The sequence below is a fragment of the Candidatus Eremiobacteraceae bacterium genome, from assembly GCA_035314825.1.
GTDB lineage: Bacteria > Vulcanimicrobiota > Vulcanimicrobiia > Eremiobacterales > Eremiobacteraceae > JAFAHD01.
On the sequence record DATFYX010000072.1, the window covers coordinates 157,020 to 177,754 of the forward strand.

Here is a 20,735-nt window from a genome sequence, read left to right on the forward strand (position 1 = left end):
AGTACGTTCCCCTCTACTTATTACGTCGTATGCCCGCGATTCGTTCACACCAGACGTCCCCGACGAAGGACCAGGCCGGACTATGATGCAGGTCACGTTTCGAGGGGCATGCGTCTAGGGGCGCGAACAACGCCGGTCAATGGCATCCGAAGCGCCGCTGCTGGAAACAGCCACCTTGATCAGCCGGGAGCAAGTCGCTCCCGGTTTTTGGTTCCTGGCCCTGCGCGGCCCGCGGATCGCCTCCCAGGCCCGCGCCGCCAGTTACATCGCGATCGACGTCCCTGGGGCTTTCTGCGTCCGGCTGCCGCTGGGCATCTGGACCGTGCGGGGCGACGAGTTCGGCGTGCTGTTCCGCGAGTGGGGCGATCGCACGCGCCGCTTGGCGCACCTGGCCGTCGGAACGGCCCTGTCCTGCATCGGTCCGCTGGGAAATCAGTTTAGCATCCCTGTCAAGGGGTCGAAAGCGCTGATCGCGTCCGGCGGCATCGGCATCGTGCCGTTCTGGCTCCTGGCCAGAGATCTGCAGACGGCGGGCGTCGAGGTGCGGGCGATCGTCGGCGCGCGCACCAAAGCGCATCTGGCGGGCGTCGCGCAACTGCGCGAGCTCGGGCTCGACGTCACAACGTGCACCGATGACGGCAGCGAAGGCGAGCGTGCGACCGCGGTCGATCTGGTCAAGCGCGCGTCGCCGGTGGACATCATCTACGGCTGCGGCCCGCCCGGCATGCTGCGCGCACTGAGCGAGCACGCAGCCGGCGCGCGCGTCGCCTGCGAGATATCTATGGAAGAGACCTTCGGCTGCTCGATGGGCACCTGCTGGGGCTGCGTCGTGCCCGTGCGCCGCGGCAGCCCGCAAGGCTCCGGGTATCCCCCGGCCCCGCGCGACTCGCGCGCCTACGACTTCGCGCGCGTCTGCACCGACGGCACCGTGTTCCCTGCTGCAGACGTGCTGTGGCTGGAGTCCTCGGCATGAGCCTGGGCAATGGCGCGCGCTCATCCCCCGATCTGAGCGTCGACATCGGCCGGCTGCGCCTTGCCAATCCGACGATCGCCGCCAGCGGCTGCTACAATCGCGGCGCCGAATTCTCGCGCATCGTCGACATCAGCGCCTATGGCGCGATAACGCTCAAGAGCGTGACGCGCGAGCCGCGCCTCGGGAACGCGATGCCGCGGATCGCCCTGACGCCGGCCGGCATGCTCAACGCCATCGGATTGGAAGGCCCCGGCATCGAGCACTTCGTCAAGCACGAAGCGCCCAATCTTCCCGGCGTGCCCACGGTCGTCATCGCCAGCGCCGCCGGCTTCTCGGTCGGCGAGTTCGTCGATGTCGCCGCCGCCATGGACGGATTGCCGGGCATCGCTGCGATCGAGCTCGACGTCTCGTGCCCGAACGTCGACAGCGAGGGTGAGTGCTTCGCGGTCGATCCGCGCGCGACCGACGCCGTGGTCGCGGCGGTGAAGCGGCGCGTCAAGCTGCCCGTGATCGCCAAGCTCACGCCCAACGTCGCCGACATCCGCCCGATCGCGCGCGCCGCCGAGGAGGCGGGCGCCGACGCGATCTCGCTCATCAACTCGCTGCGCGGGATGGCGATCGACGTCGAACGGACGCGCCCCGCGCTCGCCAATTTCACCGGCGGCCTCACCGGCCCGGCGATCCGGCCGGTCGCCGTGTATCAGGTATGGGAGGTCGCGCAGACGGTGCGCATCCCGATCATCGGCATGGGCGGCATCGAGAACGGCCGCGATGCGCTCGAGATGATGTTGGCCGGCGCCTCCGCGGTCGCGATCGGCACAGCCAATTTCCGCGACCCCGAGGTGCCGGTCCGCGTGCGCGACGCCATTTCGGAGGAGGCTGCCAAGCGCGGGTTTGCGAGCGTGCGCGCGCTGACGGGCTTGGCGAACCCTGGCTTTGCGCGCACCCGCTGGCCGGCCGACCGGCGGCCGGAGCACGTGCAGGTGAGACGATGACCGAACTGATCGTGGCGCTTGACGAAGCGACGTTTGACGGCGCGAAGGCCGTGGTCGAGAAGACCAGTGCCGTGGCGCGCTGGTACAAAGTCGGCTATCAGGCCTTCTACGGATACGGCGACCGGATCATCGAGTTTCTCCACCAACGCGGCCTCTCGCTGTTCTTGGATCTCAAGCTCTTCGACATCCCGAACACGGTGGCGGCTGGTATCCGATCGCTCGCGCGCTACCGGCCGCAGCTGCTGACGGTCCACTCAGGCGGCGGTCCCGACATGCTCGCCGCCGCGGCGCAGGCACGCGATGAGGTCAATGCGGCCGGCGCATCGCTGCGCTTGCTCGCGGTGACGGTCCTGACCAGCCTCTCCAGGGATGAGCTGTTGAGCGCGGGCGAAGACCTCGATCCGCACGAGCTGGTCGCCGTGCGCGCCGAACTGGCCGCAAACAGCCGCATCGACGGCGTGGTCTGCGCGGTCGACGACCTGCCCGTCGTGCACGCGCGCACAGACGGCTCGCTGATCTCGGTGTGTCCGGGCATCCGGCCGGCGGGCTCCTCGCCGGACGACCAGCGCCGCGTGGCGACGCCGCTCGAAGCGGCCCTCGCGGGCGCCGACTACATCGTCGTCGGCAGGCCGATCACGGCGGCGCCGGATCCAGCCGCAGCCGCAGAAACGATCCGCGCGCAATTGCAAGCCGTCAAGCCGCTCGGCGCTATCTGAGCATGACCCCGCACGAAGTCTTGGCGCTGCTCGAGCGACGCGGCGCGATGCTGTCCGGCCATTTCTTGCTCTCATCAGGACTGCACAGCGACCGGTTCATCCAGAAGTTCCGCATCTTCGAAGACCCGCCGACGGCCGAGGCGATCTGCGGCGCGCTCGCTGATCGCCTGCGCCCGGCCGATCCGCGCGTCGTCGTCAGCGCCGCGGTGGGCGGGATCATCCCGGGCTACATCGTGGCCAAGGGACTCGGCGTGCGCGACATCTTCATCGAGAAAGAAGGCGGCGTGCCGGTGTTGCGCCGCGGTTTCTCTATCGAACCCGGCGAGCGCGTCGCCGTCATCGAGGATGTCATGACCACCGGCAAATCCGTCGCCGAGGTGCTCGACGTCGTCGCGCGTGCGGGCGGCAAGCTCGCGGCGATCGGCGCGGTGGTCAAACGCGGCAAGCCGGTGTTGCCGCTGCCTGTGACGGCACTGCTCGAGCTGCCGCTGCGCGACTTCGCGCCCGACGTCTGTCCGCTGTGCCGCGATCGCGTGCCGCTGACCGATCCAGGCAGCCGCCGCTCGTCGTGAATCTCCAGATCGTGTCGGATCTCCATCTCGAGGGAAGTCCGCTGGAGCCGTTCGCGCCGACCGGCGACGTCCTGATCGTCGCCGGCGACATGCATGACGATCCGGCTGCTTTGGGCCGCTGGCTGAGCGGCATTCCTTCAGACGTACCGGTGATCGCGGTTCTCGGCAATCACGAATTCGATCACAAAGACTTCGCGGCGGTCCTGCCGGCTTACCGCGACGCCCTGGCAGAGCTGCGCAACGTCCATCTTCTCGAGCGCGAGCGTCTGGATATCGGCGGCGTGAGCTTTCTTGGCGCGAACCTCTGGACGGACATGCGCGGCGGCGCCGACGCGCCGGCCATCGCCCGCGTGCTCAAACATTTCGACATGCGCGGCGTGAACGTCGACGATCTGATGGAAGTGCATCGCGAGAGCACAGCGTGGCTCGAGGAAGCGTACCCGCGCGATAGCGACCGGGTCGTCGTCGTCACGCACACCGCGCCCTCGTTTCGCAGCCAGCACCCTCGCTTCGAGGGCTCGGCGCTCAACGGGTTCTTCGCCAGCGACTTGGACCCGCTGGTCGAACGGCTGGGTCCCAAGCTCTGGGTGCACGGCCACATGCACGACGCCGTCGACTACGCGATCGGCGCGACGCGCGTCGCGAGCAACCCGCGCGGATATCCGGGCGAGAACCCGAGCTGGAATCCGTACTCGCTGATCGTCGAGGTCTGAACCTAAGATAAGAGGATGCTCGACACCACTTGCGTGCCGAGATGTTGCGCTGTGAGCAGTTCGACGACCGCAGCATGAGCCGATGACAAGTCGAGGATCTGCGCAGCTTGGACGCCTGCGCGGACGCCGAGCGCGGCCGCGGTCAAGCGATGCGCGAGATCGATCGAGAGCGCGCCGCTGCGCGCCAGCGATAGCGCTTCGGACGACGTCAGCTCCGGGATGATCCCCGAACCATCCGATGGCACGCCGCCCGGCTGCGATCCGAAGAGCAGCCGGATCGCGCCGATCGCGGCCGCCAACGCGCGCGCGGCTTCGTCCGCGTCGACCGGCATCCGCGTGCCCGACACGCCCGCGCCCTCAGAGGCCAGCACCGGGATATAGCCGCCCTCGATCAGCAGGTTCAACAACGCGGTGTTCACGCCGCGCAGTTCCGCCGCGCCGTCCTCGCCGAGCGCGAGGGTGAGCATCCCGGCCGACGCGCCGTCAAGGCCGACCGCGTCTCCGCCGATCCGATTGATGTGGCCGATCAGCCGCTGCGCGGCGGTCCGCGCCGCCGCATCGTGCACGAGCACAGGCCGGATACCGACGCTGCGCATGAACACGACGTCCGCCGCGAACGTAGAGGACGCGCCGGCCGACTCGTCCACGCGTACGACGAACGAACGGCCGACGAACGGTCGAATGAATTCGGCCGCTCCATGGCTTCGCCAGGCCGGCAGCGCGGCGGGATCGGGAGTCGGAAAGGGGTCCATCGCGCCGTTCACCGGCGTCTCAAGAGCAGATTGAGCAACAAAGTGATAACGATGGACAGGAGCAACGAGGTTCCCAGCAGCAAGGTGACTTGCCATCCCTTGCCGCCGACGGTGACGTCGCCGGGCAGGGAGCCGAGATGGAGCTGGCGCGCGTAGAGGACGAGCGCACCGACGGCGATGAGCGCGAGGCCCGCGCCGATGAGGAGTCTGCCGATCTGAGGCGTGACGTCCAAGTCGGTCCTATGTTAGGTTGGCGGCGGGTCTCCGCCTGCCGCATTGACGAGCGCGATCGCCTCCTCGACGCCCTCGTCCAAGAACGTCTCGAGACCGGCGACGCAGCGCGCGATGACGGCGGGCAGCGCCGCCTCCTCTTCTTTGGTGAACGCGGTGATGACGTGGTCGATCAGATCGCCGTCACGGCGTCCGATGCCGACGCGCAGCCGTGGGAACGCGGTCGAGCCGAGCTGCGCGATGATCGACTTCAAACCGTTGTGACCGCCGTCGCTGCCGCCGCGACGCATGCGCAGCCTGCCGAAGGGCAGATTGACGTCGTCGCACACGATCAGCACGCCGCGGTGAGGGACCTTGAAGTACCCGGCAAGCGGCGCGACGCTCTCGCCTGAGAGGTTCATGAACGTCTGCGGCAGAGCGAGGATCGCGTTGAGATCCGCGAGCTGCGTCGTGCGGGCATCGAAACGCGTGCGCCACGGCGGCGCCGCGTGCGCCTGGGCGAGCGCCTCGACCACGCGAAAGCCGATGTTGTGACGCGTGCGCGCATACGAACGCCCCGGATTGCCGAGTCCGGCGATGAGCCGGGCGGTCCGGGGCGTTCGTGCATCCGCTGCGGGTTGCGCTTTAGGACTCCTCGGGCTCTTCCTCGGCTGGTTTCTTCTCCCCGACGAGCTCCGGCTGTGCCAGCTCCGTAGCCGCGACGGCCGGGACTTCCTCTTCGGCCTTCTGCGGCGCGAGCACGGACAGCACGATCTCATCGCCGTCCTCGACGATCTTGACGCTCTCGGGCACTTGTAGATCGCGCACGTGGACGTTGTCGCCGATGTTCAGGCTGCTGATGTCGACCTCGATCTGCTCGGGGATCGATCCCGGCAACGCTTCCACCGCGATCTCGCGCAGCACGATGTCGAGCACGCCGCCCTCTTTGACGCCGGGCGAGTTGCCGCGCGCGACGACGGGGACGTTCGCTTCGACCGCTTCGGCGAGGTCGACCGCATATAGATCGATATGGATCAGATGATGGCTGATGATATCGTGCTGGCGCTCGTGGACCATGACCGGCGTGGCGCCGCGGCCTTCGATCTCGAGGTTGAAGACCGAGTTGATGTTGTGACCGGTCAGCGCGCTGCGCAGATCCCGGCCTTCGATGACGATCGGCAGCGGATCGTTGAACTGGTGCCCGTAGACGACGCCGGGGACCTTGCCCTCGCGGCGCAATCGTTGCACCGCATGGCTGCCGGTCTGCGACCGCGGCTTCGCGGCGATGGTGATAGTCTCCATGATGCCTTTCTAGTTGGGTCGTTTTTCCAAGCCCGCTCCGCTGGCTTGGAGGACGGCGGTGTTCTCCGGAGCGTTCAGATTGAAAAGCGGCTGGTCATCGATCCCGTCTTGGCCGAGCGTGCGCTCCTGCTCGTTGTAGAGCTCCGAGACGGAGCGGTTGGCCGAGATGCGCCTGATGCTCTCGGCGAGCAGCCGGCCGACGGACAACACTTTGATCTTCTCGCCGCGGATGTCGTCGGGCACCGGGATCGTGTTGGTGACGATGACTTCGCTGATCGGCGAGTCGTTGAGCTTTTGCGCGGCGCCGGCGGCGAAGATGCCGTGCGTCGCACAGGTGATCACCGACGTCGCGCCGCGCTCGAGCAGCGCTTCCGCCGCCTTGACCAGCGTGCCGCCGGTCGAGATCATGTCGTCGATGATGACCGCGGTCTTGCCTTTGAGATCGCCGACGACTTCGCTGACCTCGTTGACGTCGGGCCGCGGCCGGCGCTTGAAGACGATGGCCACGGACGACTGCAGCTTCTTGGCGAACGCCTCCGCGCGCGCCACGCCGCCCGCGTCGGGCGACACGACGACGACGCCGGGCCCGCGCAGCTTCTTCGTGTTGATCAGATAGTTGGCCAAGATGAAGCTGGCGGTGAGGTTGTCGACCGGTTGGACGAAGAAACCCTGGATCTGCGCCGCGTGCAGATCGACGGTGAGCACGCGCTGCACGCCGGCCGTGGTCAGCAGGTCGGCGACCAGCTTGGCCGAGATCGGCTCGCGCCCTTTGGTCTTTTTGTCTTGTTTCGCGTACCCGTAATACGGGATGACCGCGGTGATGCGGTATGCCGACGCGCGCCGCAGCGCGTCGATCATGAGCAGCATCTCCACGAGCGAATCGTTCACGGAGCGGCCCGGCTCAGGCGGCTTGCAGATCGACTGGATCACGAATGCGTCCGCGCCGCGGACGTTCTCGTGGATCTCGATGCGGCATTCCTCGTTGGCAAAGGTCGTGACCAATGCCTTGCCCACGTGGGTGCCCATCATGTGCGCGATCTCGACGGCGAGCGCGCGATTGGAATTGCCGGAGAAGAGGACCGGTTTTGCCGTAGCCATAACAGCGGTCTCCCGTCGTGCGATAGAGTTATATATGGGCCCGAAGGCCCATGGTGTTGTTCTCCGAATATGACGGTTCGACCCCCCACGCGGCGCCGCACGCGCGCCCAAAACCCGCGAGGAAACGATGCCCGAATTCAAAGTGGAAGCGCCTTTCCAGCCCTCAGGCGACCAGCCCGAAGCCATACGCGCCCTCGTCGAGGGCATCGAGCGCGGCGATCGGTCGCAGACGCTGCTCGGCGTGACCGGGAGCGGCAAGACCGCGACCATGGCCTGGGCCATCGAGCAGGTGCGCAAGCCCACGCTCGTGCTCAGCCACAACAAGACGCTTGCCGCGCAGCTGTGCGGCGAGTTCAAAGAGTTCTTCCCGAACAACGCGGTCGAGTATTTCGTGTCATATTTCGACTACTATCAGCCCGAGGCGTACATCCCGTCGTCGGATACCTACATCGAGAAGGACTCTTCCATCAACGAGGAGATCGAGCGCCTGCGCCACTCGGCGACGCAGTCGCTGCTGACGCGCCGTGACACGATCATCGTCGCCTCGGTCTCGTGCATCTTCGGCTTGGGCTCGCCGTCCGACTATATCGAGATGTCCTTGAACCTGCGCCGCGGCCAGGAGTACGACCGCGATAAGCTGCTGCGCAAGCTGGTCGACATGCAGTACACGCGCAACGATCTGGCGATGGTGCGCGGCACTTTCCGCGTGCGCGGCGACGTGCTCGAGTTCGTGGCGGTGGACGACGAGATCATCACGCGGCTCGACTTCTTCGGCGATCAGATCGACCACATCACGCGCGTCAACCAGGTGACCGGCGAGATGCTCGACGACCTGGACGAGCTGACCATCTTCCCCGCCAAGCACTTCATCACGCCCGAGGAGAAGCTGCTGCGCGCGGTCGGCAGCATCGAAGCCGAGCTGGAAGAACGCCTGGCCTACTTCAAACGCGAGGGCAAGCTGCTCGAGGCGCAACGCCTGGAGCTGCGCACGCGCAACGACCTCGAGATGCTGCGCGAGCTGGGCTACTGCAACGGCATCGAGAACTATTCGCGCCATCTCACCGGCCGCGCGCCCGGCCAGACGCCGTTCTGCTTGCTGGATTTCTTCCCCGACGACTGGCTGCTGTTCATCGACGAGTCGCACGTGACGCTGCCGCAAGTGCACGGCATGTACCAAGGCGACCGCTCGCGCAAAGAAGCGCTCGTCGAGTATGGCTTCCGCCTGCCGTCGGCGATCGACAACCGGCCGCTGACCTTTGAGGAGTTCGACCGCCACCTCAACCAGGTCGTCTACGTCTCTGCGACGCCGAGCGAGTACGAGCGCAAGCATTCGACCCAAGTCGTCGAGCAGATCATCCGCCCGACCGGCCTGGTCGATCCGCAGGTCGAGGTGCGCCCGACCAAGGGCCAAGTGGACGACCTGATGGACGAAGTGCGCAAGCGCGCGCAGGCGGGCGAGCGCGTGCTGGTCACCACGCTGACGAAGAAGATGGCCGAGGACCTCACCGATTATCTCATCGAGATGGGCGTGCGCGCGCGTTACCTGCATTCGGAGATCGACACGCTCGAACGCATCTCGATCCTGCGCGACCTGCGCTTAGGGGAGTTCGACTGCCTCGTCGGCATCAATCTGCTGCGCGAGGGGCTCGACCTGCCGGAGGTGTCGCTCGTCGCCATCCTCGATGCGGACAAAGAAGGCTACCTGCGTTCCGAGACGTCGCTCATCCAGACCATCGGACGCGCCGCGCGCCACGTGAGCGGCACCGTGCTGATGTACGCCGACAACATCACGCAGTCGATGGAGCGCGCGATCAACGAGACCGAGCGCCGGCGCGTGCGCCAGCTGGCGTATAACGAAGAGCACCACATCGATCCCAAGTCGATCCTCAAATCGGTGCGCGATATCTTGTCATCCGTCGGCGCGAGCGAGGAGACGCGTAAGCGCGCCGCCGGCAAGACGCTGCAAGACGTCCCGCGCGACGTGCTGATCGCCACGATCGGCAAGCTCGAGAAGGAGATGCGCGCCGCTGCCGCGCGGCTCGAGTTCGAGAAGGCCGCAGCGCTGCGCGACGAGCTGTGGGAGCTGCGCAAGCAGCTGCCCGACGGCGGCGATCCGGCGCTCTCGCGCAAAGCGCCGCGCGTGTTCGGCGAGGCGCTGCGCGAGGCCGCGCTGTTCTGATCCGCGCGATCTTCTTCGACCTCGACGACACGCTGGTCGAAGATACGCTCTCGCTCGAGCGCTGCGCCGAGGCCGCCGTGCGCGAGGTCTCGCCCGATCTCAAACTCGATCCGCGCGCGCTGGCCGTGGCGTACGTCGATGCGGCGATCGATTTCTGGGAGGGCCTGGAGCCGGGCGCGCGGCCGCCCAAGGCCGGCGACATCAGGCCGTCGATGTGGCGCGCCGCGCTGCGGCGTTTCGGCGTGGACGATGCGGCGCTGGCGTCGCGCATCGCCAAGCGCTACGATCAGCTGCGCATCGAGCGCGTCGAGCTTTTCCCGGAGGCGGTGCCGGTGCTGCACCGGCTGCACGGCACGTACAAGATGTCGATCATCACGAACGGCTTCGCCGAAACGCACGACGTCAAGATCGAGCGTCTCGAGCTTGGCCGTTTCTTCGACCACGTGATCCTGGCGGGCGAGATGCAGCTGGTCAAGCCCGACCCGAAGATCTTCCAGCATGCGATGCGGCTCGCCGGCGTCGAGCCGCACGAGAGCATCATGGTGGGCGATCGTTTCAATCGCGATGTCGTGGGCGCGCACGCCGCGGGCATGCGCGCGGTATGGGTCAACGTGCGCGACGAGACCGCGCCTGCCGGGGCGCGTCCTGCGGATGCGACGATCGTCAATATCGGCGAACTGCCCGCAGCGCTCGAACGGCTCTAGCCGCCGGCGGCCGGTCGGTTGCACGGGGGAACCCCTGCGGCGCTGGTCTAACGCGGTGTCGGCGTGTGCGGCGGCCTCGCCGCAGCGGCGTCCTTCGCAATGATTCTTGGGAGAGATTTAGCAATGCGCAAATTCGTCACATTCGGGGTGTTCGCGACGCTTGTCGCGCTCGCATCGATCTCGCTGTCGAGCACCGCGGCGCGCGCGAGCTTCAACGCCACCGGCGTGTACTGCGTGCAAGCCACCGGCAACCAGTTCACCAAGGGCCTTATCCACTTGACGCAGACGAACGGCACCATCGTAGGCTCATACGGGCATGGCGGACAGCTCAGCGCGACGCTCAACGGAACGGTTGCGGATGCGAAATGGAAAGATCAGCGCGGCGCGGGTTGGGCGACGCTCAACTTCACGCCCGCAGGCCGCGATTTCTCCGGGTCGTGGGGCTACAACGGCCGCAAGGCCGAAGGCGATATCGTCGCCACGCGCATCGCCCAAGGGACCACGAACGCAGCCGCCTGTCAATAAGTCTAGGCGAGCCCGACGCACGAGCCCGCCGACACGCGGGCTCTCCGTTTTCACGGGATTCCAAAGTCTCGGTGACGAAATAGCGTTGTCCCAATGAGCCACAAGCCGAACGGCGCTTCGTCCGACCCCCTCGCTGCCCCGGTCAAAGCGATTCCAGCCCGCCACGGACTGGAATCGATCGTCATCAAGGGCGCGCGCGAGCACAATCTCAAGAACATCGACCTCACGCTGCCGCGCAACCAGCTCATCGTGATCACCGGATTGTCGGGATCGGGCAAGAGCTCGCTCGCGTTCGACACGATCTACGCCGAAGGCCAGCGCCGCTACGTCGAATCGCTGTCCTCCTACGCCCGTCAGTTCCTCGGCCAGATGGAAAAGCCCGACGTCGACTACATCGAGGGCCTGTCGCCGTCGATCTCGATCGACCAAAAGGCCGCCAGCCACAACCCGCGCTCGACCGTCGGCACCGTGACCGAGATCTACGACTACCTGCGCCTGCTGTACGCGCGCATCGGCAAGCCGCATTGCCCGAACTGCGGCCGGCCGATCACGCCCCAGACCGCCGAGCAGATCGTCGACCAGATCCTCAAGCTGCCCGAGGGCACGCGCATCCAGCTGCTCGCGCCCATGGTGCGCGGGCGCAAAGGCGAATATCAGAAGCTGTTCGAGCAGGCCGTCAAGGACGGCTACGCTCGCGTGCGCGTGGATGGGCAGATCCGCGAGCTGCGAGAGAAGATCAACCTCGACAAAAAGCGCAAGCACACGGTCGAGATCGTCATCGACCGCCTCGTGATGAAGGATGGCCTGCGCAAGCGGCTGACCGATTCGGTCGAGACGGCGCTGCGCCTCACCCAGGGCCTCGTCACCGCGCTCGTGCAGCGCCCCAACGGCAAAGAAGAAGCGTTGCCGTTCTCCGAAAAGCTGTCGTGCATCCACTGCGGGCTGTCATTCGAAGAGCTGGCGCCGCGACTGTTCTCGTTCAACTCGCCGTACGGCGCGTGTCCGGACTGCACCGGCCTTGGCGTCAAGATCGAGATCGACCCGCGCCTGGTCATCCCCGACCGCAACAAGACGTTCCGCGAAGGCGCGGTGGTGCCGTGGACCAAGAACTTGGCCGCCGGCATGAACGCGTTCTACGTCCAACAGGTCGAGTCGCTGCTGCGCAGCGAGGGCTACGATCTGGACACGCCGGTGAAGAAGATCCCGCGCGACCTGCTCGACCTCATCTTGTACGGCGACGACGAGGATGACGACAAGCGCAAGTTCACGTTCCGGACCAAGTCGGGCAAGAAATGGCAGTACGAGGGCCGCTACCGCGGCATCATCCCGCAGCTTCAGCGCCGCTACGAAGAGACCTCGTCGGACTACGTCAAGGAAGAGATCGACAAGCTCATGACGTCGGTCAAGTGCCCGACGTGCAAAGGCGCGCGCCTCAAACCCGAGGCGTTGGCGGTGACCATCGGCGATCTCAACATCGCGCAGCTGACCGCGCTGCCGGTGGACCGCGCGCTCGCGTTCATGGAAAAACTCACCTTGAGCGCGCGCGATACGCAGATAGCGCGCCAGATCGTCAAAGAACTGCGCGCCCGGCTCGGCTTCTTGGTCAACGTCGGGCTCGAATACCTGACGCTCGATCGCGCCGCGATGACGCTCTCCGGCGGCGAGGGCCAGCGCATCCGGCTCGCCACGCAGATCGGCTCGTCGCTGGTCGGCGTGCTCTACGTGTTGGACGAGCCCTCGATCGGTCTGCACCAACGCGACAACGCCCGGCTGCTGGCCACGTTGAAGACGCTGCGCGACTTGGGCAACACGCTGATCGTCGTCGAGCACGACGAGGAGACGATGCGCGAGGCCGACTACATCGTCGACATCGGTCCGCGCGCCGGCAAGGAAGGCGGCAACGTCATCGCGGCGGGCAGCATCGCAGACATCGAAGCCGCGCCCGGGTCGCTGACCGGCAAATATCTCAAGGGCGACGCGTTCATCCCGATCCCTCGCTCGCGGCGCACGCGCACGGCGACGCTGTCCATCAAGAACGCGCGCGCCAACAATCTGCACGGCATCGACGTCGATTTTCCGCTGGGCGTGCTGACCGCGGTGACCGGCGTTTCGGGTTCGGGCAAGTCGAGCCTGGTCGACCTCGTGCTGTACAGGGCTCTCGGGCATCATCTGCACGGTCAGCCGCCTGACGAGACGTTCGGGCGCGTGACGGGTCTCGAGCAGCTCGACAAAGCGATCGTCATCGATCAATCGCCGATCGGACGCACGCCGCGCAGCAATCCGGCGACCTACACCGGCGCATTCGATCCCATCCGCGAGCTGTTCTCGCTCACCCCTGAAGCGCGCGCTCGCGGGTACGCGCCCGGCCGATTCTCGTTCAACGTCAAAGGCGGCCGCTGCGAGGCGTGCTCCGGCGACGGCATCATCAAGATCGAGATGCACTTCCTGCCCGACGTCTACGTCCCGTGCGAGGTCTGCAAAGGCAAGCGCTACAACCAGCAGACGCTGGACGTCACCTATAAAGGAAAGACGATCGCCGACGTGCTCGAGATGCGCGTCGACGAAGCGGCCGAGTTCTTCGCCAACGTGCCGCGCGTCTACACGAAGCTCAAGACGATCGGCGACGTGGGCCTGGGCTACATCCAGATGGGCCAGCCTGCGACCACGCTGTCCGGCGGCGAGGCGCAGCGCGTCAAGCTGGCCACCGAGCTGGCGCGGCGTGGAACAGGACGTACCTTCTATATCCTGGACGAGCCGACGACGGGACTGCACTTCGCGGATATCGCGCATCTGCTGCGCGTGCTCGACCGGCTTGTTGACGCGGGTAACACCGTGCTGGTGATCGAGCACAACCTCGACGTCATCAAGACGGCCGATCACGTCATCGATCTCGGACCCGAGGGCGGCGAAAAAGGCGGCCGTGTGATCGCGACGGGCACGCCCGAGCAGGTCGCGCAAATCGAACGCTCGTACACCGGCAGATACTTGCGCCGCGTGCTCGCGGACCCGCGCGCCCATATCGCCATCACCAGCGGCGACCACGCCGCGGTGGCCGATTTCGAGCGCGCCAATCGCGATCTGCTGCGCGCGCTCGAAGAAGCGAAGACGCCCTGAGGGACACGACCGATTCAAGTCCTGCAGCTGACCTGCCGATAGGAGTATCGAGAGGTATGAACTCCCATGGCTGACGCACTCGATACCGGTGAGCTGCCAGTAGCGCTGTCGATCCCGGTCTCGATCACAGCGCGGAACGCCGAGCACAAGCTCGACATCATCGGCCGGGCCACTCATCTTGATGAGAAGGGCCTCGTCGCGACGTTCCAGGTCGAGGTGCCTGAAGGCACGGTCTTGTTCACGACCCTCGACATGCGCAGCATCAATTCCACCGTGCGCGGCCTGATCAAGGTCAAATCGCAGACCGCGATCGGCGAACACGGCGGCTATCGCACGATAGCGGATTTCGTCGATCTCAACGACGACGGCAAGCGCAAGATCGCCAAGATGCTCGGCGGCCCCGCCGAAGATCTCGCACCGGTCGCCTCACGCAGTTTCGCGGTCGATCAGATCGCCACGCAGCACACCGGCGGCTACGTGCGGACGCCGCAAGCCGCCGCCAACGCACCCGATTATCGGCCTCCCATGGCCGCCCAGGGAGCCCGCCGTGCGTACTTCGAGCCGGCGCCGTTGCGCACGCAGGCCAAAGCCTCGACCTCGACCCGCTTCTGGGGCTCGCTCGGCGTGACGTTCTACGTGGTGCTCATCCTCGTGATCATCGCGTTCTTCCCACAAGGCCGCGCGTTCGAGCTGCTGGTGCTCAATTATGTCGGCTACGCGCTGTCGCGTATGTGGTACTGGGCCAACAACATCGGCCACGTCAAGCTGTACAACAACTCCTAGTCCCGTAGCAGTTCGCGAAGTCCCGCCTCGTCGATGATCTTCACGCCGAGCGTTTCCGCGCGGGCCCGCTTCGTGCCGGCGGCTTCGCCCGCGACCATATAATCCGTCTTCTTGCTGACCGAACCGCTGACTTTGCCCCCGGCTGCGGCGATGAGCGCGCTCGCCTCCTCGCGGCTCAGCGACGGCAACGTCCCCGTCAACACGAAGGTCTTTCCGGCGAGCGGTCCGGTCGCGCTGCCGTGCGCGCGCCGCTGCCCGCGCAGATTGACGCCTGCGCGCCGCAGCTTGTCGACGATGGCGCGGTTCTGCTCTTGGGCGAAGAAGGAGACGACGCTTTGCGCGATCGCCGGACCGATCTGCTCGACCGACTGCAGCTCCTCGGCGTTCATCGCCGCGAGCGTCTCCATGTCGCCGCTCGCATCGGCGAGCAGCTGCGCGTTCTGGAAACCCACGAAGCGGATGCCCAGGGAGTAGAGCACGCGCGCGAACGGCCGCGTCTTGCTGGATTCGATGGCCTCGAGCAGATTCGCGATGGTCTTGTCGCCCATGCGCGGCAGCTCGCTTAATCGCGCGGCGGCAAGCGAATACAGATCGCCGACGTCGTGCACCAGTCCGGCCTCCACCAACGCCGCGGCTGATTTGTAACCCAAGCCCTCGATGTCCATGGCCCCGCGCGACGCGAAGTGCGCGAGCCGCTCGATGAGCTGTGCCGGGCATACCGCGTTGGGGCAGTACGCCATCGCCTCGCCCTCCGCGCGTTGCACGGGCGTGCCGCAGACCGGACAGGTCTTCGGCAGATGGTACACGGGCAAGCGCCGCTCGCCGCGCGCGGCGACGAGCGGGCCGACGATCTCGGGGATCACTTCGCCCGCGCGGCGCACGGTGACCGTGTCGCCGACGCGGATGTCCTTGGCGTGGATGTAGTCCTCGTTGTGCAGCGTGGCCATGGAGACGGTGACGCCGCCGACCTGCACGGGTTCCAACACGGCATACGGGTTGACGCTGCCGGTGCGCCCGACGTTGACCTCGATCGAATTCAGCCTTGTCGTGACCTCTTCGGGCGGATACTTGAACGCGATGGCCCAGCGCGGTTCGCGCCCCACCGCGCCAAGCGCCCGCTGCAAGCCCAGCTGATCCACTTTGACGACGATCCCATCCGTGCCATAGTCAAGGTCGGCGCGCTTGCTCTCCCATACCCGGCAGAATTCGACCGCTTCGTCGAACGATTCGAAGCGCCGCGCTTCCTTATTGACTGGGAAGCCGAACGCGTCGAGCGCTGCCAGCAGATCCCATTGGGTGGCGGCCCGCAGCGGCGGCTCGTTGGCGCCCACCCCGTAGGCGAAAAACCGCAGCGGCCGTTGCGCGGTCGCCGCGGGATCGAGCTGGCGCAAGCTGCCGGCCGCGGAGTTGCGCGGATTGGCGAACGGCGCCTCGCCGTCGGCGACGCGGCGTTCGTTGAGGTGCTCGAAATCCGAGCGCCGCATGTAGACCTCGCCGCGTACCTCGAGCACGCCCGGCACGGGCACGCGCAAGCGCAGCGGTATCGAGCGCACGGTGCGCAGGTTGGCGGACACGTCTTCACCCGCCACGCCGTCGCCCCGCGTGGCGCCGGATTCGAAGACACCGTCGCGATAGCGCAGCGAGACCGCCAGTCCGTCGATCTTGAGCTCGGCCGTGAACGCTCCGGCATCGCGGCCGAGCTGGCGGACGACACGCGCGTGCCACGCGCGCAATTCGTCTTCACCGAAGGCGTTGCCCAGCGAGAGCATGGGCACGGCGTGCGGGTACGAGTCGAACGAGGACGAGGGCGCCGCCCCGACGCGCTGCGTCGGGCTATCCGGCGTGCGCAGTTCCGGCTGCGCATCTTCCAGCTCGCGCAGTTCGCCCATGCGGGCGTCGTACTCCGCGTCGCTGACGCTGGGCGCGTCGCGCACGTAGTACTCTTCGTTGTAGCGTTCGAGCAGTTGGCGTAGACGCGCGGCTCGCTCGCCCGGTGTGGGGCTCATCGCGGCGCTCGGCTTAGACGACTCGTCTCAGGAATCCGTCGTCGTCCTCTTCGCGGTCGTGGAGCCAGTGCAGCGCGTCCTGCAGATCGCGCGCGATGTCGCCGGCGAGCACGCTGTGCTTATGCTCGCTCGCCAAGTGATCCGCGGTCACCCCGTGCCAGTACGCGCCGATCGCCGCCGCTTGGCGGGTGGTGCAGCCGGCGGCGATCATTGCGCCGATGATGCCGGACAGCACGTCGCCGGTGCCGGCCGTGGCAAGCAGTTCGTTGCCGGTGAGGTTGACGTACGATGCCTCTTTGGTCGCGATGATCGAGCGCGGGCCCTTGAGCAGCAGCGTGATGTCGTGCGCTTCGGCGAAATCGTCGGCGGCCTTCATCCGGTTGGCGATGGCGGCATCGGCGTTCTCTCCGAGCAGACGCGCGAATTCGCCGTCATGCGGCGTCAGCACGGCTTTCTTGCCGTCGATAAGTCCGGCGTGGCCCACGAGCGCGAAGAGCGCATCGGCGTCGACGACCAGCGGCCTCGTGCTGGCTTCGACGAACGAGCGGATGATCGTCTGCGTCGAATCCAGACGTCCGAGACCGGGACCGATGACCACTGCGCCCGCGTGACGCGTGAGGTCGAGCAAGAAGGCCGTGACCGCCTCAGGGTCTCCCTGCGGCCATGGCGCGATGATCTGCTCCATGACGTGATGTCCGATGGCATCGGCCGCCTCTGCCGGGCAAGCGATGGTCACATAGCCGGCGCCGGCGTACTGCGCGCCCAACGCCGACAGTGCGGGAGCGCCGACATACTCGGGGCTGCCGCCGATGATCACGATGTCGCCGGCGGTGCGCTTGTTGGCGAGCGCGCTGCGCGCCGGCAGCCAGAAGAAGAATTGCTCTTTGGTCATGATGTGATAACGGCCGCCGACGTCCGCGAGGATCGCCGGAGGGATGCCGATGTGCGCCACCCACAACTCGCCGACATACGACGCTGCGGGATAGACGAGCATGCCCACCTTTGGGGCCGCCATCGTGACCGTAGCCGCCGCGCTCACCGCCGGTCCTGGCACCATGCCCGTGCTGGGGTCGATGCCGGTCGGAATGTCCACGGCGATGACCTCGCGCGCCGCGATGTTGATCTCGTTGACCCAGGTGCGATAGGCCTCGCGCAGCGGGCCGGATGAGCCGGTGCCGAGCAGGCCGTCGATGATCAGAGCCGCCGCTCGCAGACCCGAGCGGAAGAACTCGGGCGACTGCTCGCGCAAGAAGCTGATGGACGCGCCCAAGCTCTCCATGATCTCCAGCTGCGTTCGGCACAGCTCGTTGCAATCGTCCAGCTTGGCGGCCACGTAGATGTCCGGCTCGTACCCGAGCTGCATGAGGTAGCGCGCCGCGACGAGGGCGTCGCCGCCGTTGTTGCCCGGGCCGGCGACGACCGCGATGCGGATCGGATCCCCCTCGAGCTGCTCGACGAAGTCGCGTGCAAGCTCGGCGACGGCGCGGCCCGCCGATTCCATGAGGATGATGGGCGGGATTCCGACGTCATCGACCGCGCGCTGATCGGCGGCGCGCATCTCCTCCGGGGTCAGCGCGTTCATCGAGCCACCGAGGCGCTGACGGCCGCCGGCCGCGGCTTGGCCAAGATTTCATCGGCCTCGAGGATGACGGTTGCGACCGCGTTGGTGCGGCTGTGCGAGATGGTCAGGTGCATGCGGCTCACGCCGCGCAGCGCGGTGAGCCGCTCGGCGCCGCCGGAGAGCGCGACATACGGTTTGCCGCTGCGCTCGTGCCGGACTCCGACCTGGCGCCACGGGATGGCGTGGCCGAAGGCCTTGCGCGTCGCTTCTTTCGCCGCGAACGCGCCCGCGAGCCGCTCGGCGAAGTGACGGTGGCGCATCGCGTGCGCGACCTCTTCAGGCGTGAAGACCTTGCGCGCGAAGCGCGCGAGCTTATCGGGCGCGAACTTGAAGCGCTCGACTTCGGCGACGTCCATTCCCAAACCGATGATCATGTCGTGTGACTCCGGCTGCGTCGTTGCGGAGGACTTCGAGGCGCGCGGTGGAAGGTCTAAATCCGTGGAAAAGATTGGGCTCGTGCCCATCAACACCGTCGCCGCGGAATTCTGCGAACGCCTCGCTCCATGTCTTGAAGAGCGTTTCCTGCACAAGTTCGCAATCGAAAAGCCGCTCACCCTCTCACCATCGCTCGCCAACGCCACGCGGCATCAATACTTCCTCACCACCGTCTTCAATAAGCTGACCGGCTCCGCGCCGAACCGCGAGGGTTTCCTGCTCGGCATCATCGGCGACGATCTGTACAAGACGTCGCACAGCTTCATCTTCGGCGACGCGAGCGACACCGATCGCATCGCGGTGGTGTCGACGTTCCGGCTGCGTCCGGAGTTCTACAACGACAAGCCCGATGAGGTGGTGCTCTTCAACCGGACGCTGAAGGAATGCGTGCACGCGCTGGGCCACGCGTTCGGCCTCAAGCATTGCTATAACGCGCGCTGCGCGATGTATTACAGCCACTCGGTGTACGATACCGACGGCAAGCTGAACTATTTCTGCGACACCTGTGACAAGCGCCTACGCGCCAACCGCTGACGCGGTTTGAAAGAGCTCCGAGGGCTCTGGCTGTTCGGCGTGATCCTCGCGGTCGTGCTCTTTCTCGTGCTTCAGAGCATGCTCGGATTCTCGTGGGACGCATGGACGATCGGGTTCATCGTCATCGCCGTGGTGTGGATCCTGTTCCAATGGTATCGCCGCTACCCGCGCGGCTGAGCGGCTTACTTCCGAGCTAGAGCCCAGGCGAGCGCGATCTGCGTCTTCGCATCGGGGAGCTCGTCGCGTTCCACCATCGCCCATGCATCTTCGACGCGCATGATCTCGACATCGATCGACTCGTTCTCTTCGGGTTGCGCGGCGCCCGGAGTCAGGCCCTCGGCCACGAACAGGTGCAGCAGCTCGCTGCAAAAACCCGGCGCGCTGAAGAACGACCACAAGCGGCGGATGCGCTCGCATCGGAAGCCGGTCTCTTCGAGCAGCTCGCGGCGCGCGCAGACCTCCGGGTCCTCACCGATCTCAAGTTTCCCAGCGGGGACCTCCAGCAGCGTGCGTCCGGTGGCGGGGCGATATTGGCGTACGAGGACGATCGTCTCCGGTTGCGGCTGTGCGATGATGCAGACGCCGCCGTTGTGTTCGACGATCTCGAACTTCGAGGTGTGTCCATTCGGCAACCGCACGTCGTCCACGCGTACGTTGAGCACACGGCCCTCATAGATGCGGCGGGTCCCAACGACGTCGGTCACGAAAACGTCGTTCAATACATCTTCCCTCATCTCCTAAGGACATCCGTAAGGACGCCATGCGCGAAGTCGTCATCGCTGCTGCGGCACGCACCCCGATCGGCCGGTACGGGGGCGCTTTGCGCCACGTCCGGCCCGACGACATGTCGGCCGTGGTGCTGAAGGAGCTCGCGCGGCGCGCGGACCTCGATCCGGCGGACATCGAAGACGTCGTCTGGGGCTGCAGCAACCAGGCCGGCGAGGACAACCGCAACGTCGCGCGCATGTCCGTGCTCGCTGCGGGCTTCCCGGAATCGGTCGCGGGCGCGACGATCAACCGCCTGTGCGGCTCGGGGCTGCAAGCGATCAATTTTGCGGCACAAGCGATCGCCGCCGACACCGGCGACGTCTTCCTCGCGGGCGGCGTCGAGAGTATGACCCGTGCGCCGTACGTCATGCCCAAGCCGGAAACCGAATTCGCGCGCAAGCCCCAGCTCTATGACACGACGCTCGGCGCGCGCATGTACAATCCGGTTCTGACGCAGCGCGGCTATCCGCCGATCTCGATGGGCGAGACGGCCGAGAACGTCGCCGAGCGCTACCGCATCGGCCGCCAAGAGCAAGACGAGTTCGCGCTCGCCAGCCAGCGCAAGACCGCCGCCGCGCAGCGCGCCGGTGCGTTCGCTGCCGAGCTGATCGGCGTGACATTGCCGCGCAACGGCAAGCCGTCAAAGGATGCGAAGCCGGAGATATTCCTAGAGGACGAGCATCCTCGCCCCGACACCACGATGGAGCAGCTCGCCAAGTTGAAGCCGGCCTTCCG

Annotated in this window: 22 protein-coding genes; 13 read left to right on the plus strand and 9 right to left on the minus strand. The window is 66.5% G+C overall.

Annotation, left to right across the window (positions count from 1 at the left end):
• Positions 1–139: 139 nt before the first annotated feature.
• Genes VKF82_10735 through VKF82_10755 form a run of 5 tightly spaced genes read left to right on the plus strand, consistent with a single transcriptional unit; the run spans position 140 to position 3,969 of the window.
• Positions 140–973: a hypothetical protein gene (locus tag VKF82_10735; GenBank protein ID HME82543.1), complete on the plus strand. Its 834-nt coding sequence runs from the start codon at positions 140–142 to the stop codon at positions 971–973.
• Positions 970–1,968 (plus strand): dihydroorotate dehydrogenase, encoded by a 999-nt coding sequence (locus VKF82_10740; GenBank protein HME82544.1) that lies wholly within the window; start codon positions 970–972, stop codon positions 1,966–1,968. The genes VKF82_10735 and VKF82_10740 overlap by 4 nt, the downstream gene beginning before the upstream one ends.
• Entirely contained in the window at positions 1,965–2,684 is a 720-nt protein-coding gene (gene pyrF, locus VKF82_10745; GenBank protein ID HME82545.1) for an orotidine-5'-phosphate decarboxylase, read from the plus strand. The genes VKF82_10740 and pyrF overlap by 4 nt, the downstream gene beginning before the upstream one ends.
• Before the next feature lie 2 nt (positions 2,685–2,686).
• A complete protein-coding gene (gene pyrE / locus VKF82_10750) occupies positions 2,687–3,256 on the plus strand; it encodes an orotate phosphoribosyltransferase (protein HME82546.1) in 570 nt (189 codons plus the stop codon).
• Entirely contained in the window at positions 3,253–3,969 is a 717-nt protein-coding gene (locus VKF82_10755) for a metallophosphoesterase (GenBank protein ID HME82547.1), read from the plus strand. Before pyrE ends, VKF82_10755 begins: the two co-directional genes overlap by 4 nt.
• Before the next feature lie 2 nt (positions 3,970–3,971).
• On the opposite strand, the gene VKF82_10760 is transcribed toward VKF82_10755, so the two are convergent.
• From VKF82_10760 to VKF82_10780, 5 genes are read right to left on the minus strand one after another with little or no spacing between them, the layout of a single operon-like run.
• Positions 3,972–4,721 carry a hypothetical protein gene (locus VKF82_10760; protein HME82548.1) on the minus strand — a complete coding sequence of 250 codons (750 nt, stop codon included), beginning with the start codon at positions 4,719–4,721 and terminating at the stop codon, positions 3,972–3,974.
• An 8-nt stretch (positions 4,722–4,729) separates the two neighbouring features.
• A complete protein-coding gene (locus VKF82_10765) occupies positions 4,730–4,954 on the minus strand; it encodes a DUF2905 family protein (protein ID HME82549.1) in 225 nt (74 codons plus the stop codon).
• Positions 4,955–4,966: 12 nt separating this feature from the next.
• The gene (gene pth, locus VKF82_10770; GenBank protein HME82550.1) at positions 4,967–5,530 is read right to left on the minus strand and encodes an aminoacyl-tRNA hydrolase; all 564 of its coding nucleotides are present in this window, start codon (positions 5,528–5,530) and stop codon (positions 4,967–4,969) included.
• A 46-nt stretch (positions 5,531–5,576) separates the two neighbouring features.
• Positions 5,577–6,233: a 50S ribosomal protein L25 gene (locus tag VKF82_10775; protein ID HME82551.1), complete on the minus strand. Its 657-nt coding sequence runs from the start codon at positions 6,231–6,233 to the stop codon at positions 5,577–5,579.
• A gap of 9 nt (positions 6,234–6,242) precedes the next feature.
• Positions 6,243–7,331 carry a ribose-phosphate pyrophosphokinase gene (locus VKF82_10780; protein ID HME82552.1) on the minus strand — a complete coding sequence of 363 codons (1,089 nt, stop codon included), beginning with the start codon at positions 7,329–7,331 and terminating at the stop codon, positions 6,243–6,245.
• 127 nt (positions 7,332–7,458) lie between these two features.
• On the opposite strand from VKF82_10780, the gene uvrB reads away from it, so the two are divergent.
• The 5 genes from uvrB (at position 7,459) to VKF82_10805 (ending at position 14,636) form a co-directional block, all read left to right on the plus strand.
• Positions 7,459–9,510: an excinuclease ABC subunit UvrB gene (gene uvrB, locus VKF82_10785; protein HME82553.1), complete on the plus strand. Its 2,052-nt coding sequence runs from the start codon at positions 7,459–7,461 to the stop codon at positions 9,508–9,510.
• A complete protein-coding gene (locus VKF82_10790; GenBank protein HME82554.1) occupies positions 9,408–10,214 on the plus strand; it encodes an HAD family hydrolase in 807 nt (268 codons plus the stop codon). The genes uvrB and VKF82_10790 overlap by 103 nt, the downstream gene beginning before the upstream one ends.
• Before the next feature lie 123 nt (positions 10,215–10,337).
• The gene (locus VKF82_10795) at positions 10,338–10,739 is read left to right on the plus strand and encodes a hypothetical protein (protein ID HME82555.1); all 402 of its coding nucleotides are present in this window, start codon (positions 10,338–10,340) and stop codon (positions 10,737–10,739) included.
• A gap of 93 nt (positions 10,740–10,832) precedes the next feature.
• Positions 10,833–13,853 (plus strand): excinuclease ABC subunit UvrA, encoded by a 3,021-nt coding sequence (gene uvrA, locus VKF82_10800; GenBank protein HME82556.1) that lies wholly within the window; start codon positions 10,833–10,835, stop codon positions 13,851–13,853.
• 66 nt (positions 13,854–13,919) lie between these two features.
• Complete coding sequence (locus VKF82_10805; protein ID HME82557.1) at positions 13,920–14,636, plus strand: hypothetical protein; 717 nt, start codon at positions 13,920–13,922, stop codon at positions 14,634–14,636.
• Here VKF82_10805 and ligA read toward each other — a convergent pair.
• The 3 genes from ligA to acpS are packed head-to-tail and all read right to left on the minus strand — an operon-like array spanning position 14,633 to position 18,637.
• Positions 14,633–16,642 (minus strand): NAD-dependent DNA ligase LigA, encoded by a 2,010-nt coding sequence (ligA, locus tag VKF82_10810; protein HME82558.1) that lies wholly within the window; start codon positions 16,640–16,642, stop codon positions 14,633–14,635. The genes VKF82_10805 and ligA overlap by 4 nt on opposite strands.
• 13 nt (positions 16,643–16,655) lie before the next feature.
• Positions 16,656–18,224 (minus strand): NAD(P)H-hydrate dehydratase, encoded by a 1,569-nt coding sequence (locus VKF82_10815; protein HME82559.1) that lies wholly within the window; start codon positions 18,222–18,224, stop codon positions 16,656–16,658.
• Positions 18,221–18,637: a holo-ACP synthase gene (gene acpS, locus VKF82_10820; protein HME82560.1), complete on the minus strand. Its 417-nt coding sequence runs from the start codon at positions 18,635–18,637 to the stop codon at positions 18,221–18,223. Before acpS ends, VKF82_10815 begins: the two co-directional genes overlap by 4 nt.
• Before the next feature lie 64 nt (positions 18,638–18,701).
• Here acpS and VKF82_10825 point away from each other — a divergent pair, with 64 nt between their 5' ends.
• Together VKF82_10825 and VKF82_10830 are read left to right on the plus strand one after the other, a co-directional pair.
• Positions 18,702–19,232: an archaemetzincin family Zn-dependent metalloprotease gene (locus VKF82_10825; protein HME82561.1), complete on the plus strand. Its 531-nt coding sequence runs from the start codon at positions 18,702–18,704 to the stop codon at positions 19,230–19,232.
• Between the two features lie 6 nt (positions 19,233–19,238).
• The gene (locus VKF82_10830) at positions 19,239–19,409 is read left to right on the plus strand and encodes a hypothetical protein (GenBank protein HME82562.1); all 171 of its coding nucleotides are present in this window, start codon (positions 19,239–19,241) and stop codon (positions 19,407–19,409) included.
• A gap of 5 nt (positions 19,410–19,414) precedes the next feature.
• Here the strand turns inward: VKF82_10830 and VKF82_10835 are convergent, their stop codons facing one another.
• Positions 19,415–19,936, minus strand: a complete 522-nt coding sequence (locus VKF82_10835) for an NUDIX hydrolase (GenBank protein ID HME82563.1) — start codon at positions 19,934–19,936, stop codon at positions 19,415–19,417.
• A 56-nt stretch (positions 19,937–19,992) separates the two neighbouring features.
• Here VKF82_10835 and VKF82_10840 point away from each other — a divergent pair.
• The coding region (locus tag VKF82_10840; protein HME82564.1) for a hypothetical protein at positions 19,993–20,735 on the plus strand (743 nt) is incomplete at its 3' end.

Excerpts from the sequence above, each read along its gene's own strand:
- VKF82_10735 (HME82543.1), top strand. The coding sequence starts at position 140 with ATGGCATCCGAAGCGCCGCTGCTGGAAACAGCCACCTTGATCAGCCGG.
- VKF82_10740 (HME82544.1), top strand. The coding sequence starts at position 970 with ATGAGCCTGGGCAATGGCGCGCGCTCATCCCCCGATCTGAGCGTCGAC.
- pyrF (HME82545.1), top strand. The coding sequence starts at position 1,965 with ATGACCGAACTGATCGTGGCGCTTGACGAAGCGACGTTTGACGGCGCG.
- pyrE (HME82546.1), top strand. The coding sequence starts at position 2,687 with ATGACCCCGCACGAAGTCTTGGCGCTGCTCGAGCGACGCGGCGCGATG.
- VKF82_10760 (HME82548.1), bottom strand. The coding sequence starts at position 4,721 with ATGGACCCCTTTCCGACTCCCGATCCCGCCGCGCTGCCGGCCTGGCGA.
- VKF82_10775 (HME82551.1), bottom strand. The coding sequence starts at position 6,233 with ATGGAGACTATCACCATCGCCGCGAAGCCGCGGTCGCAGACCGGCAGC.
- VKF82_10780 (HME82552.1), bottom strand. The coding sequence starts at position 7,331 with ATGGCTACGGCAAAACCGGTCCTCTTCTCCGGCAATTCCAATCGCGCG.
- uvrB (HME82553.1), top strand. The coding sequence starts at position 7,459 with ATGCCCGAATTCAAAGTGGAAGCGCCTTTCCAGCCCTCAGGCGACCAG.
- VKF82_10795 (HME82555.1), top strand. The coding sequence starts at position 10,338 with ATGCGCAAATTCGTCACATTCGGGGTGTTCGCGACGCTTGTCGCGCTC.
- uvrA (HME82556.1), top strand. The coding sequence starts at position 10,833 with ATGAGCCACAAGCCGAACGGCGCTTCGTCCGACCCCCTCGCTGCCCCG.
- VKF82_10805 (HME82557.1), top strand. The coding sequence starts at position 13,920 with ATGGCTGACGCACTCGATACCGGTGAGCTGCCAGTAGCGCTGTCGATC.
- ligA (HME82558.1), bottom strand. The coding sequence starts at position 16,642 with ATGAGCCCCACACCGGGCGAGCGAGCCGCGCGTCTACGCCAACTGCTC.
- VKF82_10815 (HME82559.1), bottom strand. The coding sequence starts at position 18,224 with ATGAACGCGCTGACCCCGGAGGAGATGCGCGCCGCCGATCAGCGCGCG.
- acpS (HME82560.1), bottom strand. The coding sequence starts at position 18,637 with ATGATCATCGGTTTGGGAATGGACGTCGCCGAAGTCGAGCGCTTCAAG.